At 68.7% G+C, this 19,072-nt stretch carries 14 protein-coding genes; 3 read left to right on the top strand and 11 right to left on the bottom strand.

Features of this window, described 5'->3' with window-relative positions:
- Positions 1-5 precede the first annotated feature (5 nt).
- Entirely contained in the window at positions 6-485 is a 480-nt protein-coding gene (locus tag INE98_RS03200; RefSeq protein WP_293536537.1) for a nucleoside deaminase, read from the top strand.
- On the opposite strand, the gene INE98_RS03195 is transcribed toward INE98_RS03200, so the two are convergent.
- The 3 genes from INE98_RS03195 to INE98_RS03185 form a co-directional block, all read right to left on the bottom strand.
- The gene (locus INE98_RS03195; protein WP_293536510.1) at positions 447-1,325 is read right to left on the bottom strand and encodes a dienelactone hydrolase family protein; all 879 of its coding nucleotides are present in this window, start codon (positions 1,323-1,325) and stop codon (positions 447-449) included. The two genes, INE98_RS03200 and INE98_RS03195, sit on opposite strands and share 39 nt — an antisense overlap.
- A gap of 54 nt (positions 1,326-1,379) precedes the next feature.
- Entirely contained in the window at positions 1,380-2,549 is a 1,170-nt protein-coding gene (locus INE98_RS03190) for an alanine--glyoxylate aminotransferase family protein (protein WP_293536509.1), read from the bottom strand.
- A 63-nt stretch (positions 2,550-2,612) separates the two neighbouring features.
- A complete protein-coding gene (locus INE98_RS03185) occupies positions 2,613-4,064 on the bottom strand; it encodes an AMP nucleosidase (protein WP_293536507.1) in 1,452 nt (483 codons plus the stop codon).
- Positions 4,065-4,204: 140 nt separating this feature from the next.
- Here INE98_RS03185 and htpX point away from each other — a divergent pair, with 140 nt between their 5' ends.
- Complete coding sequence (gene htpX, locus INE98_RS03180; protein ID WP_293536505.1) at positions 4,205-5,065, top strand: zinc metalloprotease HtpX; 861 nt, start codon at positions 4,205-4,207, stop codon at positions 5,063-5,065.
- An 87-nt stretch (positions 5,066-5,152) separates the two neighbouring features.
- Here the strand turns inward: htpX and INE98_RS03175 are convergent, their stop codons facing one another.
- From INE98_RS03175 to INE98_RS03160, 4 genes are all read right to left on the bottom strand, one after another.
- Positions 5,153-6,190: a ribonucleotide-diphosphate reductase subunit beta gene (locus tag INE98_RS03175; protein WP_293536536.1), complete on the bottom strand. Its 1,038-nt coding sequence runs from the start codon at positions 6,188-6,190 to the stop codon at positions 5,153-5,155.
- A 127-nt stretch (positions 6,191-6,317) separates the two neighbouring features.
- Positions 6,318-8,183 carry a ribonucleoside-diphosphate reductase subunit alpha gene (locus INE98_RS03170; RefSeq protein ID WP_293536503.1) on the bottom strand — a complete coding sequence of 622 codons (1,866 nt, stop codon included), beginning with the start codon at positions 8,181-8,183 and terminating at the stop codon, positions 6,318-6,320.
- 363 nt (positions 8,184-8,546) lie between these two features.
- The gene (locus INE98_RS03165; protein WP_293536502.1) at positions 8,547-9,755 is read right to left on the bottom strand and encodes an OmpA family protein; all 1,209 of its coding nucleotides are present in this window, start codon (positions 9,753-9,755) and stop codon (positions 8,547-8,549) included.
- 149 nt (positions 9,756-9,904) lie between these two features.
- A complete protein-coding gene (locus INE98_RS03160) occupies positions 9,905-11,683 on the bottom strand; it encodes a cation:proton antiporter (RefSeq protein ID WP_293536501.1) in 1,779 nt (592 codons plus the stop codon).
- A gap of 188 nt (positions 11,684-11,871) precedes the next feature.
- Between INE98_RS03160 and INE98_RS03155 the strand changes: the two genes are divergently transcribed.
- On the top strand, positions 11,872-13,899 hold the full coding sequence (locus tag INE98_RS03155; protein WP_293536499.1) for a M13 family metallopeptidase: 2,028 nt from the start codon (positions 11,872-11,874) through the stop codon (positions 13,897-13,899).
- A 4-nt stretch (positions 13,900-13,903) separates the two neighbouring features.
- Here the strand turns inward: INE98_RS03155 and INE98_RS03150 are convergent, their stop codons facing one another.
- From INE98_RS03150 to hisS, 4 genes are all read right to left on the bottom strand, one after another.
- Entirely contained in the window at positions 13,904-15,109 is a 1,206-nt protein-coding gene (locus INE98_RS03150) for a TIGR03862 family flavoprotein (protein ID WP_293536497.1), read from the bottom strand.
- A 348-nt stretch (positions 15,110-15,457) separates the two neighbouring features.
- Positions 15,458-16,408, bottom strand: coding sequence for an ATP phosphoribosyltransferase (gene hisG, locus INE98_RS03145; protein WP_293536495.1), 951 nt, complete (start codon positions 16,406-16,408; stop codon positions 15,458-15,460).
- Complete coding sequence (locus INE98_RS03140) at positions 16,405-17,535, bottom strand: ATP phosphoribosyltransferase regulatory subunit (RefSeq protein WP_293536493.1); 1,131 nt, start codon at positions 17,533-17,535, stop codon at positions 16,405-16,407. Before INE98_RS03140 ends, hisG begins: the two co-directional genes overlap by 4 nt.
- Positions 17,532-19,028 (bottom strand): histidine--tRNA ligase, encoded by a 1,497-nt coding sequence (gene hisS / locus INE98_RS03135; protein ID WP_293536491.1) that lies wholly within the window; start codon positions 19,026-19,028, stop codon positions 17,532-17,534. Before hisS ends, INE98_RS03140 begins: the two co-directional genes overlap by 4 nt.
- Positions 19,029-19,072: the final 44 nt, after the last annotated feature.

Below are 19,072 nucleotides of genomic sequence, written 5' to 3'. Positions count from 1 at the left end.
AGTACATGCGCATTGCGCTGGCCGAGGCGCAAGCCGCTGCGGACCGGGGGGAGACCCCCGTGGGCGCCGTCGTGGTCGATCCCGCGACCGGCGAAGTCGTCGCCGCGGCGGGCAACGCCCCGATCGGCGAGTCCGATCCCACCGCCCACGCGGAAATCCGCGCCCTGAGGACGGCGGCCCGGAAACGGGGAAACTACCGGCTGACCGGCCTGACCCTCTACGTGACCCTGGAGCCCTGCCCCATGTGCGCCGGGGCGATCAGCCACGCCCGGATCGGGCGGGTGGTGTTCGGCGCGGACGATCCCAAGGGCGGCGGCGTCCTGCAGGGCGCACGCGTCTTCGACCAGCCGACCTGCCACTGGCGGCCTGAGGTCGAGGGCGGCGTGCTCGCAGCGGAGTCCGCAGACCTGCTCAAGGGGTTCTTCCGCGCCCGGCGCGGCCGCCGGTCAGGTGAGGCGACGGCGGTAGAGGGCGAGGAGGGCTGACCAGGCCCGTTCGGCGGCCTCGGGATTGTAGACGGCGGATCCCGGAACGCACCATCCGTGGCGGGCCCCCGCGTAAACCTCGACCTCCGCGGGTCTGCCGGAGGCGCGAAAGGCGGCGCGGAGAGCCTCCTTGGCCTGAGGCTCCTTCTGGTCGTCGTCCTCGGCGATGGCGACCAGAAACTCAGCCCGGGTGCGGGCGATGAGCCGGTGCGGACTGTCCGCCGCCGCGGTGACCAGGCCTCCGCCATGGAAGGAGCCGACGGCGACGACCCGGTCCGGGAGGGCGGCGGCGGCGAGGAAGGACATAGGCCCGCCCATGCAGTAGCCCTGGACGCCGGCGCCCTTGCCGGGATCGACCAGGGACTGGCCGTCCAGCCAGGCGAAGCAGGCGATGGCGTCACGGGCCGTCGCCTCGGGGGTGAGGGCGGACCTGAGCTCCATCAGCTTCGCCCGGTCGGCGGGATCGGCCCAGTTGACGGGCCCGGCGGGAATCGGCGCCCGGCCCTTGCGGTAGTGGGGATTGGGAACGAGGACGGCGTAGCCCTCGGCGGCGAGGCGGCTGGCCATCTGCCGAAAGACGGGCCTCAGGCCCATGAGGTCGGTCCAAACCAGGACCGCCGGCCAACCGCCGGCGGGCGCCCTGCCGACGGGATGGACGAAGACGGCGTCGCAGTCGCCGTCCGGCGTCTGGACCTCGACGTCCATCTCCATGACTCTGAGGGCGGCGGCGGCCGGCGCCGAGGCGGCGACCGCGGCGCCGGCTGCGAGGACGCCAAGATCACGCCGGGAGAGGCTTGAACCTTCAGGTTCGTCCTTTGGGGTGCGGCAGTCTTCGGACATGGGCGGCTCCTTGCGGGACAGGAGACCTGACTATGCCCCTGCCCGCGTCGCCTGTCAGCCCAGCCTGGCGTCGGCTGCAGCCCGGGCGGCGGCGGGGTCAACCTCGCGCCCCTGGGCGCCAAGGGCGTCCGCCAGGGCGGTGAGACAGAGGCGGACATGCCAGGGCGTGGCCGAGGCGCCCATGAGGCCGATGCGCCAGACCTGGCCCTTGAGGGGACCAAGGCCTGCGCCGATCTCCAGATCCCAGCGGGCGAGCATGTGCGCCCGCACGGCCGCCTCATCCACGCCATCGGGAACCCGGACCGTGTTCAGCTGGGGCAGGCGGTGCTCCGGCGCCACAAGCATGGCGAGGCCGAGGGCCTCCAGCCCGGCGACCAGGGCCTCATGCACCCGGGCGTGGCGGACATAGACCGCCTGCTGACCCTCCTCGAAGAGGGCGACCAGGGACTCATGCAGGCCATAGAGGGCGTTTATGGGCGCAGTGTGATGATAGGTGCGGCCGCCCTCCCCGCCCCAGTAGGCCATGAGCAGGCTGACATCGAGCAGCCAGTTGCGGACCGGGGTGGTGCGGGCGGCGACGGCGGCGAGGGCGCGGCGCGAGAAGGCCACAGGGGAGAGGCCCGGAGGGGCCGAGAGGCACTTCTGGGTCCCGGAATAAAGGACGTCGGCGTCCCAGCCCGCAGCGTCCACCGGCACGCCGCCGAGGGAGGTGACACAGTCGACGATGGACAGGGCGCCGTGACGGCGGGCGAGGGCGCAGAGGGCGGCGGCGTCGGAGCGTACGCCTGTGGAGGTCTCGGCGTGGACGAAGGCGAGGACCTTGGCGGGGCCCTGCGCCAGGGCCGCCTCGACGGCGGCGACATCAACCGGCTCGCCCCAGGGAACGTCGACCCGGATCACCTCGGCGCCGGCCCGGCCGGCCATGTCGACCATGCGGCCGCCGAAGACGCCGTTGACGGCGATCACGGCCCGGTCGCCCGGCTCCAGGAGGTTCATGAGGGCGCCCTCCATGCCCGCCGTCCCGGGCGCAGGCAGAGGCACGCAGGCGTGGTCCGGCGCATTGAAGAGCCGGGCCAGGGCGGCCTTGATCTCTTCCATCAGGTCCTGGAAGGCGGGGTCCAGGTGCCCGACCGTCGGCCGGGCCAGGGCCGAGAGGACCCGGGGGCTGACGTCTGAGGGGCCAGGCCCCATGAGGATGCGCCTCGGCGGCTGAAAGCTCTGCATGTCGCCCTCCCTGTTCGGCGCGCGACGATTAGGCGAAGCCGGCGCGCCTGTCAGCACCCGCGATCAGCGGAAGGGCGGCTCGTCAAAGCTGCGCAGCTTGCGCGAGTGGAGGCCGGCCCCCTCCCGGCGCAGCAGGTCGACCGTGGCGAGGCCGATCTGGAGGTGCTGGCCGATGGCCCGGTCATAGAAGGCGTTGGCCTGGCCGGGCAGCTTGATCTCGCCATGCAGGGGCTTGTCGGAGACACACAGGAGGGTGCCGTAGGGCACGCGGAAGCGATAGCCCTGGGCGGCGATGGTGGCGCTCTCCATGTCGATGGCCACGGCCCGCGACTGGTTGAAGCGCAAGGCGCTTGAGGAGTAGCGCAGCTCCCAGTTGCGGTCATCGGTGGTGACCACCGTGCCGGTGCGCAGGCGCCGCTTGAGGGCCTCGCCGCTTTCGCCCGTCACGCTCTCGGCGGCCCGGCCGAGGGCCACCTGGACCTCGGCGATCGGCGGGATGGGGATCTCCGGCGGCAGAACATCGTCAAGGACGTGATCATCGCGCAGATAGGCGTGAGCCAGGACGTAGTCACCGATGGTCTGGGAGCCGCGCAACCCGCCGCAGTGACCGATCATCAGCCAGGCCTCGGGACGCAGGACGGCGAGATGGTCGGTGATGGTCTTGGCGTTGGAGGGCCCGACGCCGATGTTCACCAGGGTCACCCCCCGCCGGCCCGGAGCCATGAGATGGTAGGCCGGCATCTGGTGCCGACGCCAGGGCGCATCGGCCACGGCCTGCTCCGGATCGGGGGTCTGCGGCGTCACCAACACCCCGCCGGCGGCGGAGAGGGCGGTGTAGCCTTCGCCGCTCCGGAGCCGCTCGCAGGACCAGCGGACGAACTCATCCACATAGCGGTGGTAGTTGGTGAACAGCACATAGGACTGGACATGCTCTGCAGGCGTGCCCGTGTAGTGGGTCAGCCGGGCGAGGGAGAAGTCGGTCCTCAGGCCGTCGAACAGGGCGAGCGGACGCGGCGTATCGGGCGCCGAGACCCAGGATCCGTCGGCGACCTCATCACCGATGTGAGCGAGTTCCGTGGTCGGAAAGTGGCGGGCGATCCCGGCAGATCCGGCATCGGCGCGAGCGAGGTCGACCGAGCTATCCAGAACGTAGGCGAAGGGAATCTCCTGGGAGGACAGGCCCACGCTGACCCGGACATCGAAGTCCGACATCAGAAGGGAAAGCTGTTCCTGGAGGAAGTCGCGGAAGTGACGGGGCCGGGTGACCGTCGTCTCATAGACGCCCGGGGCCCCAAGGCGGGCGTAGGCCCGGGCGAGGCGGGGGAAGTCCTGGCCCGGCGGCCACTCGAGTCTCAGCGACGGATAGGCGAAGGCGCCTCTGGCGCGCAGGGCCGGGTCCGGCGGGACGCCGTCGGAGAGGAAAGCCTGAAGGGCGGTCCGGAGGGCGGTGACGGAAGCGTCGTATCCGGCCTCCAGCGCATCGCAGATGCGCGCAGCGTCGTCGAGTTTTCTCATGCCTGTTGATAGCCCGCCCGCTTCCGGATTTCGAGGGGGCTGGACGGGAAGGTCCCGGCCAGCTGGCGCACCGCGCCGGTCTTCCCAGGTCGGCAGGCCCTCCCCATATTCCGGACACACGCAGTGACCGGTGGAGACCCATGCGCAACACCCTGAAGACCTTCACCCTGCTGGCCGCCCTCTCGGCCATCTTCGTGGGGATCGGCTACAGCATGGCCGGCCTGAACGGCATGCTGATCGCCCTCGGCCTCGCCGTGGCGATGAACCTCTTCAGCTACTGGAACTCGGACAAGCTTGTTCTCAGGATGTACCGGGCCCAGCCTGCGGACGAGTCCCACCCCGACGCCCGCGTGCGGGCCTATGTGGCGGACGTCAAGGAACTGGCGGCGCGGGCGCAGATGCCGCTCCCGAAAATCTACATCATCGATCAGGACCAGCCCAACGCCTTCGCGACCGGACGCAACCCCGAGAACGCCGCCGTCGCGGCGACACGCGGTCTTCTGCAGATGCTGGACCGGCGCGAGATCCGCGGCGTCATGGCTCATGAACTGGCCCATGTCATGCACCGCGACACCCTGACCATGACGGTGACCGCGACCCTTGCGGGAGCCATCTCCACCCTGGCGAACCTGGCCGCCTTCAGCGGCCTGTCGGGCGACAGCGAGCGCCGCGGACCCGGTCTGCTGGGCATAGTGGTGATGATCCTGGCGCCCCTGGCCGCCGCCCTGGTGCAGATGGCCATCAGCCGCAGCCGGGAGTACGAAGCTGACCGGGCCGGTGCGGAGATGTCAGGCGACCCTGAGGCCCTGGCGAGCGCCCTGCGGAAGATCGAGGCCTACGCAAAGGGGGTGCGCAACCCCGAGGCCGAAGCCAATCCCGCGACGAGCCATATGTTCATCATCAACCCGCTGCATGGCGAGGGGGTGGACAACCTGTTCTCCACCCATCCGTCCACCGCGAACCGGGTGGCGGCCCTGATGGAGATGGCTGGAAGGCGTTAGGCGCGGCCCGAAGGCCCTGACCACGGCTCCCTCTGAAGGGGACGAAAGCGGCCTGTCCTTGCGTCTTGATCAGAGCCGGACGGAGGGCTACTCCGCCGGTTCCTGCTGACGGCGGGCGAGGAGGCGGTCGAACTCTGTCCAGACTCCGGAATCGCCGTGCCACTGGCCGCGGGTGGCGGCCTTGGAATATTCGGTCGACCGGGCCTCGAAGAAGTTGGCGTGCTCGACCCCCGAGATCATCGACTGAAGCCAGGGCAGCGGGTTCTCCTTGACCCCGTAGACCTCGGGCAGGGCCAGCTGGCGCAGGCGCCAGTCGGCGATGAATCGGATGTAGGCCTTGATGTCGTCCGGGGTCATGCCCTGGACCTCGCCGGCGGAGAAGGCCAGGTCGATGAACTTGTCCTCGAGGCTGACCACCGTCTTGCAGCAGTCGACGATGTCGTCGGCCACGGCGGGTGTGACGGCGCCGGTCTCCTGGTTGAAGGCGTGGTAGAGCTTGATGATGCCTTCGCAGTGCAGGCTCTCGTCGCGCACCGACCAGGACACGATCTGTCCCATGCCCTTCATCTTGTTGTGCCGCGGGAAGTTCATCAGCATGGCGAAGCTGGCGAACAACTGGAGCCCCTCGGTGAAGGCGCCGAACATGGCCAGGGTGCGCGCGATGTCCGCCTCTGTGTCGACCCCGAACTTCTGCATGTAGTCATGCTTGGCCTTGAGTTCCTCGAACTCCAGGAAGGCCGTGAACTCCGAGTCGGGCATGCCGATCGTCTCGAGCAGAAGCGCGTAGGCGGCGATGTGGATCGTCTCCATGTTGGAGAACGAGGCCAGCATCATCTTGATCTCAGTCGGACGGAAGACGCGCGCGTAGCGCTCCATGTAGTTGTCGTTCACCTCGACGTCCGACTGGGTGAAGAAGCGGAAGATCTGGGTCAGAAGGTTCCGCTCGCGGTCGTTGAGCTTGGCGGCCCAATCCTTGAGGTCCTCGCCGAGGGGCACTTCCTCGGGCATCCAGTGGACCTGCTGCTGGCGCTTCCAGAACTCGTAGGCCCAAGGATAACGGAAGGGCTTGTAGGCGTAGGACGGCGTGAGCAGGCCGGGCAGGGCGGACTTGGCGGGCACGGTCAGGCTCTCCTCGGGAACGCGATTGAACACTTCAACTCAGGGGTCGATCTAGGCATGTGTCGCCCCCGATATCTAGGGGGTCTCTCACATCCGGACCCAACATGTTGTGAATGGCCTGGGGACGGCCCGCCTATTGGCAGGCCAGGCATTCCTCGTAGTCTGTGCGGCCGGCGTCGACCATATCGATGTTCTCCACCGCTTCGGCGCCCGCATGAGCCGCGCGCTGCACCGACTTCGAGCGCAGATAATAGAGGGATTTGCACCCCTGCTCCCAGGCCGACCAGTGAAGCATGTGGAGATCCCACTTATCGACATCGCCCGGCAGGAAGATGTTCACCGACTGGGACTGGCAGATGTCCGGCGTGCGGTCCGCCGCCAGTTCGATCACCCAGCGCTGGTCCAGCTCGAAGGCGGTCTTGAAGACATCCTTTTCGTCCTGGGTCAGGACATCGAGGTGCTGGACCGAACCCTCGTTCTCGAGGATCGAATCCCAGACCGGCGGGGTGTTCTGGCCCCGGGTCTCCAGAAGGCGCTCCAGGTAGGGATTGCGGACCGCGAAGGTGCCCGAGAGGGTCTTGTGGGTGTAGATGTTGGCCGGGATCGGCTCGATGCCGGCGCTGGTCCCGCCGCAGATGATGGAGATCGAAGCCGTCGGGGCGATGGCCAGCTTGTGCGAGAAGCGCTCCATCACGCCGCGCTCGGCGGCGTCCGGGCAGGGCCCGCGCTCGGCGGCCAGCACCCTGGAGGCGGCGTCGCACTGACGGCGCAGGTGCTTGAAGAGCCGCATGTTCCAGGACTTGGCCATGGCCGACTCGAACGGAACGTTCTGGCTCTGGAGGAAGGAGTGGAAGCCCATCAGGCCCAGGCCCACGGAGCGCTCCCGCCGGGCGGCGTAAATGGCGTTGGCCATGCTGGACGGCGCCCGGGTGATGAAATCCTCGAGCACATTGTCGAGGAAGCGCATGACATCCTCGATGAAGGTGGGGTGGTCGCGCCACTCCAGGAAGGTCTCGGCGTTCACCGAAGACAGGCAGCAGACCGCAGTGCGTTCCTTGCCAAGGTGATCCATACCGGTGTGGAGCATGATCTCCGAGCAGAGGTTCGACTGCCGGACCGACAATCCGAGGTCGCGCTGATGCTGCGGCATGGACCGGTTCACCGTGTCGGAGAAGATCAGATAGGGCTCGCCGGTCTGGAGACGAATCTCCAGGATCTTCTGCCAGAGGCTGCGGGCGTCGACCTCACGCAACACCTCGCCGGTCTTGGGAGAGCGAAGGCCAAACGGCGCACCCTCCCGGACAGCCTCCATGAACTCGTCTGTGATGGAGATGCCGTGGTGGAGATTCAGGGACTTGCGGTTGAAGTCGCCGGACGGCTTCCGGATCTCGAGGAACTCCTCGATCTCCGGGTGGTGGATGTCCAGGTAGACGGCCGCAGACCCGCGACGAAGGGACCCCTGGCTGATGGCGAGGGTCAGGCTGTCCATCACCCGGATGAAGGGGATGATTCCGCTGGTCTGCCCGGCGCCCTTGACCTTCTCGCCGATCGAACGGACCCCGCCCCAGTAGGTGCCGATGCCGCCGCCGTTCGAGGCGAGGGCGACATTCTCGTTCCACACCCCCTGGATCCCGTCGAGGGAATCATTCACGGCGTTCAGGAAGCAGGAGATGGGCAAACCGCGATCGGCGCCGCCATTGGACAGGACAGGGGTCGCCGGCATGAACCAGAGGCGGGAAATGTAGTCGTAGACGCGCTGGGCGTGTTCGGCATCGTCCGCATAAGCCTTAGCCACGCGCGCGAACATATCCTGGTAGGATTCGCCCGGCAGGAGATAACGGTCTTCCAGGGTGGTCTTACCGAAGTCGGTCAGCAGGGCGTCCCGCGACCGGTCCACCTCGACCTTCCGCACCAGCTGCAGCTGGGGACGCTCCACACGTTCGGGCTGGCCTTGCGCGACCGCCTCAATCCTGCGCCTGACTGCTTCTCCGCCGCTCATGCCCTGCACCCGCAATCCTCACCGGCGCAACGGAAACCCTCCGCCAGCGCCATCCCAGTAAACGTCTATATCTAGTGGGCGCCCCGCCCGACTACGCAACATCATGGGGCCATGACCCTAACGACTCGTCAACGGGGCGGGCGGGTTCTCCCCCGGAGTTTTTTACTAACAACAGGTTAACTCGGGGCTTGACGCTTGAACATGCTCGAGTTTCAGCGCCCTGCGGGCGAGTGATTCACGAGACTGTGAACTCAATCCGTATGGGACGTGGCCGCTCAAGACGAAGGCGATCCCGCACGAAAAAGGGGCCCGGTCTTTCGACCGGGCCCCGATATCTCAAGGCGTCTCCGCCCCGGATCGAGATCAGAAGTTGATATCGATCGTCGAACGACGGTTCAGGGGTTCCTTCACGCCGTCACCAGTGGCGACTGCGAGTTCGGTTTCGCCCTTCCAGTCGACCTGCATCACCTGCTGGCCCACGCCCTGCCCCACCAGGGCGTCGGCGACAGCCTTGGCCCGACGTTCGGAGAGGCGGACGTTATAGGCCGGCGAGCCGGACGAGTCGGTGTGACCGACCACGATCACGCGGGTGGCGTTGCCAGCCTTGGCGTACTCAGCGGCTTCCGTGACGATGGTCTGGGCTTCCGGCGTCAGGATGGACTGATCAAACGGGAAGTAGACCACGAACTGCCGGGCCTCGTAGGCCGGCGGCGGCGGAGGCGGCGGCGGCGGCGGCGGAGGCGGAGGCGGCGGAGGCGGCGGAGGCGGAGGCGGCGGAGGCGGCGGAGGCGGCGCGAAGGAGTACCGCAGGCCGATGGTCAGAGACTGGTCCTCATAGGCGCCATCGAATGCGCCGGGCTGAAGGGCATGAGAGCCCCGCGACGCAAAGGTCAGGTCCGAACCGCCCAGATAGCGATAGGTCAGATCCGCATCGAGGCGATCGGTGATCGCCCAGGCCACGCCGGCGATACCCTGCCAGGCGAACGCCACATCATCGTCATCGATGGTGAGGTTCTGGATGGCCGGGTTCGCCGCGGTCGCGGCGGGGCCCACCGGGGTGATGGTCGAGAACTGCCCGACAACCCTGTCCACACGGGTCTGGTTGACACCAACGCCAACACCGAGGAACGGGTTGAGCGCCGAGTCCGGCATGATGTCATAGATGACATTGCCCATCAGGGTCAGAGCCCGCAGATCGCCGGTGGGCGAGCCGCAGTTGGGGGCCGCTGCCGTCCGGACCACGCCGGCCGTGCAGAGGCCAAGGATGGCGTTGCTGGAGCCGCCGCGGATCGAGTCGATGCTGCCGAACCGGTAACCGCCCTCAAGCTCGACACGCCAGTTGCTGGAAACCTGGTAGCCGAGACGTGCGAACCCGCTCCAGTCTTCGGCCTGGTTGATCGACCAGTTGTAGGGCTTGCCGTTTGCGGAGTTGTTGCTCGACGTCGCATCAATGCCCGCCGGCCAGTGATAGCCGAGGTCAAGCGCGCCGTACCAGCCAACTTCACGGGCAGACGCCCCGGTGGCGATGGTGACAGCGGCCAAAGCCGCCCCAGCCAGGAGTTTGAATTTCATATCAGAGCCCTCTCTTGCCCGTCTGCGGGATCGAAGCCGCCAAGACATCCTTATAACAGGACACTCGCACCGCGAAAGTGTCGTCATCGCAACACTGGCGTGTATTCGGTCCGCACGTCCGAGGCAAGCTCCAGCGCTCGCCTCGGCCTTCAGCCGCCCTCGGGACTGGTCTTGGCGAGAAATCCGTCCCCCCGGTTCAGTTCCCGGCGGAACTCATCGCGCCGTTCGTGAATCGAGGCGATCACTGGCCCGGCCGGGACGCCGACGCCGACGAGCACCGCCTCGGATAGCTGAAGACTGGCCTCGATGGTTTCCGGCACCGCATCGCTCACGCCAAGATCGTAGAGCCTCAGGGCCTCCTGGCTGTCTCGCGCGCGGGCGACAATGACGATGTCTGCTCTCTGGTCCCGGGCCAGGGCCACCAGAGCCTCGACGCCCCCGCCGCCGTCTCCGTTTGAATCGGCGGTGATGACGAGCGCCCTCGCCGTATCGAGACCGCAGCGCTGCAGGAACCCAGGGCGGGAGGCGTCGCCGAAATAGAGGTTCCGGCCGCTGCGGCGGCCCCGCTCAACCACCCCTGCGTCCATATCGACGGCCGCCCAGGGAACCCCGTGCCGGTCAAGCATTTCCCCCACCAGGCGGCCGACCCGCCCGAAGCCGACAATGAGCACGCGCCCCTCGGGCGCGCGGGCGGCTCCGGTGGTCGCCTCCGAAACCCCCGCCGTCGCCCGACCCGCAACGCGAAGGCCCAGGGCGGCGAGGGCGGGAATACACATCATCGAGACGGTCGCGGACACCAGCAGACTCTGGCCAAGGTCCTCCGGGACCAAGCCCTTGTCCATGGCGGAGGCCAGAATGACGAAGGCGAACTCGCCGCTGGCCGCCAGAAGGAGAGCGGCCTCCGCCGCCGACCGCGAGGTGAGGCCGAACGCCCTCGCGAGACCAAAGATCAAGGCCGCATTGATCGCCATCAGCCCGAAGGTCACGCCCAGGATCTGCAGGGGCTCGCGAAGGAGCAGGCCGACGTCCAGGCCCGCGCCCACCGCCAGGAAGAAAAGCCCGAGCAGCAGCCCCTTGAAGGGCTCGATCACCTGTTCAACCTGGTGCCGGAACTCCGTCTCGGCGAGGAGCAGGCCGGCGACGAAGGCGCCAAGCGCCATGGAAAGCCCGGCCACGGCGGCCAGCAATCCCGAGCCAATGACCACCAGAAGGCAGGCGGCGACAAACAGTTCCTCGCTCCGGGCCCGCGCCACCGAGCGCATCATCGGACGCAGGAGAAAACGGCCGAAGACGAGCAGGGCCGCAACGGCCAGGGCGGCGGGCGCGAAGCTGAGAAGGCTTTCAGCAGACAGGGTCTCGCCGCCTCCCTCCCGTCCGAGGACGGCGAGGGTGATGAGGATGGGGGCTACTGCGAGATCCTGGAACAGCAGCACCGCGAATGTGATCCGTCCAGCCTGGACGTGCTGCCTCCGGTTCTCTGTCAGGATAGGCATGACCACCGCCGTCGAGGACAGGGCCATGGCCGCGCCGACTGCGGCGGCGGTGGTGACTGATGCTCCGAAGGCGTGGGTGATGAGCGCAACGATCAGGCCGCAGCCGAGCACCTGCAGGACGCCGAGTCCGAAGACATAGCGGCGCATGAGCCAGAGCCGGACCCACGACAGCTCCAGGCCGATCATGAACATGAGAAAGACGACGCCGAGTTCGCCGAGCTGTCCAAGGTCTTCCGGCGAATCAATCGTGACTTCCGCCGCCCAGGGGAAATGGGACGCCAGGGCGCCAAGCCCCGAGGGCCCCAGAACGACGCCCGCAACGAGAAACCCCAGGATCGGGCTGACCTTCCACCGCCGGAAAACGGGCACGACGATCCCGGCTGTCGCAAGAAACAGCACGACATCCTTGAACTCGCCGGGCGCCGGAAAAGCCATGGTCTCCCCCTCGATCGCGACTATGGCTCAAGGGCGCGTCAGGTGCGAGACCCCGGTGCAGTCGCCGCGGCGGGGCGTCTGCCACCGGCGGACTGTAGCTTCGGGTCCAGACGGTTCAGAATCTGCGTGATAACTCCGGGCTCAGGCGCCAATCTGGCTTCGGTCTTCGTCATCGCCCGGAGTTGTCTGTGACCCTCGCCCGCCCTCTCTTCGCAGCTCTCGCCCTTGCGGTGGCTCTGCCCGCCGCCGCCGCGGATCTCTCCGCGCCGCGAATGGGGGCCTGGGGCTTTGACCTGTCGGGCCGGGATCCAGCCACCCCGGCCTCGGAAGACTTCTTCCGCCATGCCAACGGCGTCTATCTGGACGGGCTGGAGATTCCCGCCGACCGGTCCAGCTTCGGGGCCTTCGACATGCTGCGGGAGCTTTCCGCGCAACGCATGCGCGCCGTCCTGGAGAGGGCCGTGGCGGATCCCGCGCCCTCGGAGGACCGGGCGCGGCTGGCGATCCTCTATCGGAACTACATGGACGAGGCCAGGATCGCCGAACTGGGCGCCAAGCCGATCGAGCCCGGCCTGGAAGAGATCCGCCGGACGCGCACCCATCGGGAGATCGCCCGGCTCATGGGCCGCTCGGCCAAGGGATTCGGAGGCTCGGTCTTTTCGGCCGCCATCTTCGATGACGCCCGAAATCCGCAGGCCTACGCCGTGTATCTGGGCCAGGCGGGCCTCAACCTGCCGGACCGGGATTACTATCTCGAGCCCCGCTTCGAGCGTCAACGCGCCGAATACCAGGCCTATGTGGAGCGGCTTCTGACGCTTGCCGGCTGGCCTGATCCGGGCGCCTCGGCGGACGCTATCCTCGCGTTCGAGACGAAGATCGCGAAGGCTTCCTGGACTAACGCCCAGCGCCGGAATCGGGATCGCACCTACAATCCCGCGACGCCGAGGGAACTGGCCCGCCTCGCGCCCGGCTTTCCATGGTCCGACTACCTGGAGGGCGCAGGCCTCTCCCGCGTGCCTCGCCTGATCCTGCGCGAGCAGGAGGCCTTTCCGGAAATCGCCAAGATCTTCGCGGAAACCCCTCTGGCGACCCTTAAAGCCTACATGGCTCTCAGCCTCACCGACGAGGCGGCCCCTTACATCGCGCCGGCATTCGACAATGCGAACTTCGACTTCCGGGGCAAGGTGCTGACCGGGCAGCAGGAGCAGCAGCCGCGCTGGAAGCGGGCGGTCGCCCTGGTTGACGACCAGCTCGGCGAGGCCCTGGGGCGGGACTACGTGGCCGCCTATTTCCCGCCGGAGTCCAAAGCCCTGATGGAAAGCCTGGTGGCCGACATCAAGGCCGCCATGCGCAGGCGGATCGAGGGGGTCTCCTGGATGGGCGCGGAGACCCGCGCCCGCGCCCTGGAAAAGATGTCGAAGTTCAGCGTCATGATCGGTTACCCCGAGGTCTGGCGGGACTATTCCGGGCTCCGGATGACACCGGGGGATCTCTTCGGAGACGTCTCGCGGGCCCGGGAGTGGGACTGGAACCGCCTCGTCACCCGCCTGGACAGACCCGTCGACCGACGGGAATGGTCCATGACCCCGGCGACCGTGAACGCCTACTACTCCTCGACCCGCAATGTCATCGTCTTCCCCGCCGGCATCCTGCAACCGCCCTTCTTCGATCCCAAGGCCGACATGGCGATCAACTACGGAGCCATCGGCGGGGTGATCGGACACGAGATCACCCACGGTTTCGATGACCAGGGCCGCAAATCCGACGGTGACGGTCGCCTGAACGACTGGTGGACGCCGCAGGACGCCGAACGGTTCAAGGCCGAGTCCGCGAAGCTGGGCGCACAGTACTCGGGCTTCGAGGCCCTGCCAGGCGTCTTCATCAAGGGCGACCTCACCATGGGCGAGAACATCGCAGACCTCGGCGGAATCCTGCTGGCGCTTGACGGCTACCGCGCCTCCCTGAAGGGCGCCCCCGCGCCGGTGATCGACGGCCTGACGGGCGACCAGAGGGTGTTCTACGGCTGGGCCCAGGTCTGGCGGACCAAGCTGCGCGATGATCGTGCGCGCCAGCAACTGACCACAGGGCCGCATTCGCCGCCCCAGGCGCGTGTGAACCTGCCGGTCCGGAATATCGACGCCTTCCACGAAGCCTTCGGGGTCAAGCCGGGCGACGCCATGCACCTGCCTGAGGACCAGAGGGCCCGGATCTGGTGACGCCTCAGCCCGCCCGGTCGAGAATGTTCCGGGCGGCGCGGACGCCGGTGGCGAAGACCGCCTGCAGGAGATAGCCCCCGGTCGGCGCCTCCCAGTCGATCATCTCTCCGGCGACCCAGACCCCGGGCCTCGCCCGGAGCTGGAGGCCAGGGTCAAGGTCTTCGAACCGGACGCCGCCCGCCGTCGAGATGGCGCGCTCAAGACCGGAGGTCGCCACAAGGCGCAGAGGGGTGGACTTGATCTTGCGGGCCAGGGCCAGGGGATCCGCCGGGGGTGGGCCTGCGTCGCGCAGCAGGGCGATCGCAGCGGGCGAAAGGGACAGGGCCTTGCGCAGTCGCGTCGCCAGACTGGCCTTTCGTGGCTGGCGGGCGATCCGATCCGCCAGGTCGTCGATACTCCGGTCGGGCCGCAGATCAATGGACACCCGGGCCTCGCCTGTCGACTCGACAGCGTCCCGGAGGCGGGCGGAGAGGGCGTAGATCGCCCCGCCCTCCAGACCCCGACGCGTCAGAACCACATCTCCCCGCGCAGTGGCCTCGCCGAACCGGATCTCCACGGCCTTCAGGGGGGCGCCGGCATGACGGGCGGCGAAGGCCGGCGACAGGTCGGCGACGAATCCACAGTTGGCTGGGCGGAGGGGTGCAGGCGGGACGCCAGCGGCAGCCAGCAGGTCCGTCCATCCGCCGTCCGCCCCCAGGCGGGGCCAGCTGGCGCCCCCGAGTGCAAGGAGCAGGGCGTCGGCGGCGTGGCCAACCTCGACCCCATCAGGCCCACGGAATCGTGGACGCCCGTCCGGATCCCACCCGGTCCAGGTCGAGCGGAGCCGGATTTCGACCCCGAGATCGTCCAGACGCGTCAGCCACGCCCGCACCAGGGGAGAGGCCTTGAGGGCACGTGGAAAGACCCGACCGCTGGTGCCGACAAAGGTCGCCTGGCCCAGTCCCTCGGCCCAGTCGCGAAGGGCGGCGGGCGGGAACGCCTCCAGGAATGGCGCGATCCTGTCCGACCGCGCGCTGTAGCGCCCGATCATGTCGGTGATGGGCTCGGAGTGGGTGAGGTTCAGACCGCCGCGACCCGCCATCAGAAGGCGACGGGCGGGGCTGGGCATGCGGTCATGGACGGTCACCTTCGCCCCGCCTCGGGCGAGGATCTCAGCGGCCATGAGTCCGGCGGGTCCTGCGCCTGCGATGACGACGCCGGGACGGGTCATACGATGTCACTTCCGCCATCCGGCGCCCTTCGCCCAGGCGAATCAGGCCTGCAGGAGCAGGCTCTGGCGGGGATTGGCGCCCGCCCTTGTCGCCGCTGAAATGGATTTGACGGCTTTGTCAAAGTTCCGCCGGATTCAAAAAACAACCCGCCTCCCGGCGGGTTGTCTCGGCCTTCGGCCTTGGAATTGAAGAGGGCGTTTCCTCCCCGAAACGCCGGAGATTGACGGTTCAATGGCCGCCATGTCTCTCGCAGGACAAGAATTGAGGGCAAATGCCCGGCACTGTCAACAAGCGGTTTGATCGTGCGTCCAATCTTGCAGATGCAGGTAAAAATCCTGACACTTCCGTCAAATAAGTTGCAGGGCGCTGCGCAGCCGCTCGATCGGCGGGCAGGCCGTCTCGAAGACGAAGTCGGGGCGTGAGGCCGTGACGGGCCCGCGCCCCGCGGCCGTCAGTCGGGCCGCAACACGGGCCACCAGATCGACCGGAGCCAGGAGACCATTCGGCCGGCGTACGGCCCCGAGAGCCTCCAGGTCAGGAAGGATAGGGTCCGAATCGCCACCCGGCCAGATGAGTGTCGCGGAGGCGTGGGCCGCGGCCCTGGCCTCGACGATCCTGACCAGCGATTCCGCCGCAACCAGCCCTTCCGGCGTCCATCGCGCCCGCAGGGCGGCCGTCAGCTGAGCCTGGCTCCGGAGAATGATCCCGTCACGAAGGATCTTCAGGTCATTGGCCCGCAGGGTCGCTCCGGTGGTGGTGATGTCCACCACCACATCGGCGACGCCTGCAGCCGGCGCCCCCTCAGTGGCGCCGCCGGACTCCACGATCCGATAGTCCGTCACTCCGTGGCGGGCGAAGAACTCACGGGTCTGGACAAGGTACTTTGTGGCCACCCGCAGCCGGCGGCCAGTTCGGACCAGGCGCTCATGGGCGACCTCCTCCAGGTCGGCGAGCGTCGAGACATCCAGCCAGCTGCGGGGCGCGGCGACGACCAGGTCCGCCCGGCCGAAGCCAAGAGCCCGCAGCAGCAGGGCGGACGCAGCCGCCTCCGCGCCCTGTTCCCGCAGAAGGTCCTCGCCCGTGATTCCAAGATGCGCCTCACCGGCCACCAGGGCGGAGGCGATGTCGCTGGCGGACAAGAGCCGGACCTGGACGCCGTCGACACCGCGAAGGCGGGCCCGGTAGCCCCGCTCTCCCCCGCTCATGTCGAGGCCGAGGCCACAGTCCTCGAGCCAGGACTCGACCTGCTCCTTCAATCGCCCCTTTGAGGGAATGGCGAAGATCAGCGGCTCGTTCATTGTCCCGCCTCCAGGATGGCTCGTCCGGGCAGGACCATCCCGCCCAGAGCCGATCCGGTCCACGGCGCCCCTGAGAGGCGGGCGGGAAGACCGTCGTACCGCCCGCCGGCGGCAAGGGGGCGATCGGGGCCCAGGGCGTCAGAGAGGACCTCGACGACCAGGCCGTCGTAATAGGCGAAATCGCCTCGGGGCGCGGCCTCGAAAACAGTGGCGGCAAGGCCGGCGGACGCCGCCTCGATCCTGTCCAGTCGGCGCGCCCAGTCGGTGAGTCGCGCCTGCAGGGTCCCTGCGCCTGGCGCCAGCCGGGCGATCTGCTTCAGGGCTTCCCGGGGCGTGTCCCGAACCGCCAGGAAAGCTCGGACAGCGTCCGCCTCGCCCTGAGAGAGGGCGGGCGCCAGGGCGGACTCGGAGCGGCGGATAAGCCGGGCGGCGATCTCCATCGCACCTCGCCCTCCCACCGGGGTGATGCCTGAGAGGCTCCAGATTTCCTCCAGAAGGGCCGCAGCCTCCTCTGGCGGAAGGGCGCCGAGCCGCCTTGCAATCACAGCCTCTTCCTCCCGCGGGAGGGCCGACTCGCCCGCTCCGGCCAGCTCTGCGGCCATCTGGCTGGGTCGGGCGGCCATCCGCACCAGCCGGGAAGTCTGGACCGGGCTCAGGGCGAGGGACTCTACAAAGGCGCGAAAGAGACCCGCATCACCCAGCCTTAGCGACAGGTCCCGCCGCCCCCCGCCCATCGCGGCGCGCCAGATCAGGTCCACCAGATCCGCGTCGGCCGAGACCCGATCGGCCTCTGGCGCGAACCTCTCTATGCCGATCTGCAGCACCTCCTGAGGTTCATGCGCGGAGGCCCGGAAGACAAGCCCCTCATAGGCGTAGTCCCGGGTCGCCGCACCGGACGCAAGGTGCAGCCGTGCCACGGGCGTGGTGAGGTCCGGGCGAAGGCAGAGTTCTTCCCCACCCGCCGCCTGAAGCACGAAGAGCTGAGAGCGGAGGGCCTCTCCCGCCAGGTCAAGGATCAAGGACAGGGGCTGAAGGACCGGGGGTTGCACCCAGTCCGCTCCGGTCTCCCGAAAAGGCGTGCGGATCGCCTCGAGCCGGGCTTGCGGAAGAGCCGGGGTCTGGATCATGGCGCGTCCCCCAGGATGCGCCGGACCACGCCGACCAACTGGTCGCGGGGGACGGTCTGCTGGCCCGGGCGTTCGGCCCGCCAGGCGGCGTTGTCCGTGACGTCGGAGGCGAGGGCCCGGCCGAGGTCGAGGTCCTTGATGGTGACCGTCCCGGCGGCGATCTCGTCACCCCCCAGGATGACGGCGGCGGGAGACAGACGGCGGTCGGCGTACTTCATCTGGGCCTTCATCCCGGAAGCGCCGAGATAGACCTCGGCGGCGATCCCGGCGGCCCGCAGTTCGGCGGCCACGGCGAAGTAGGCGGCCATGTCGTCCGGCGAGAAGGCGATGATCACGACAGGCCCCCTCGCCTCCCGGCCCAGGTCCCGGCCCGCGGCGCGAAGGGCGGCGGCGAGGCGCGAGACGCCGAAGGAGAAGCCGGTGGCGGGGGTGCGCTCTCCTGTGAAGCGGGCGATCAGGTCATCATAGCGGCCGCCACCGCCCACCGAGCCGAACCGGGCCGGCTGGCCCTTCTCGTCCAGGGTCTCGAGGCGCAGCTCAGCCTCGAAGACGGCGCCGGTGTAGTACTCCAGCCCCCGGACCACGGAGGGATCGAAGACCGCCCGGTCGGCGCCCACACCCATGCCGGCGAGGGCCCGGTCAATGCCCGCCAGCTCCTCGAGCCCGGCGTCGCCCTCGGCCGAGCCGCCGATCACCGCGGCGATCCGGCGCAGGGTCTCGGCCCGGTCGCCCGCCCCCGCGGCGGTGAAGGCCAGGACGGACTCGGCCGCCGAGGGCGTGAGCCCGGCCCCGCGGGTGAAGGCCCCGGACTCGTCCTTCCGGCCCTCGCCGAGGAGGAGGCGGACGCCCTCCGGGCCCAGCCTGTCCAGCTTGTCGACGGCCCGCAGGACGGCCAGCTTCTGGCCCTCGTCCGCCACGCCGGCCCGGTCGAGCAGGCCGTTGAGCAGGCGCCGGTTGTTGATGCGCAGGACATAGCCGCCCTCTGGCAGGCCGGCGGCGGCCAGGCCCTCGGCGGCCATGGCGATGATCTCCGCGTCGGCCTCGGGCCGGGCCGAACCCACCGTGTCGGCGTCGCACTGGGTGAACTCGCGGAAACGCCCCGGGCCGGGCTTCTCGTTGCGCCAGACCGGGCCGTAGGCGTAGCGCCGGAAGGGCCGGGTCAGGCCCTCGCGGTTCTGGGCGACAAAGCGGGCCAGGGGCGCGGTGAGGTCGTAGCGCAGGGCCATCCACTGGTCGTCGTCGTCCTGCAGAGCGAAGACGCCTTCGTTGGGACGGTCGGCGTCGGGCAGGAACTTGCCCAGGGCGTCGGCGTACTCGAGGGCGCCGGTGTCGAGGGCCTCGAAGCCATAGCGCTCATAGACCTCGGAGACCCGGGCCAGGATCCGGCGCTCTGCGGCCAGGTCGCGGGCGCGGCGGTCAACGAAGCCGCGGGGCGCGCGGGCCTCGGGGCGTGACGCCTCCGCTGGGTCTGTCGATGTATTGGGGGTGCTCATGGTCCTATCCCTTGGTTGGCCAGGGACGGAGCCGCCGGCCGGCC

The organism is Phenylobacterium sp. (assembly GCF_020253645.1).
In the GTDB taxonomy this organism is placed as follows: domain Bacteria; phylum Pseudomonadota; class Alphaproteobacteria; order Caulobacterales; family Caulobacteraceae; genus Phenylobacterium.
Note: the sequence above shows the minus strand (reverse complement) of the source record. Positions and strands in the feature narration are given on the sequence as shown.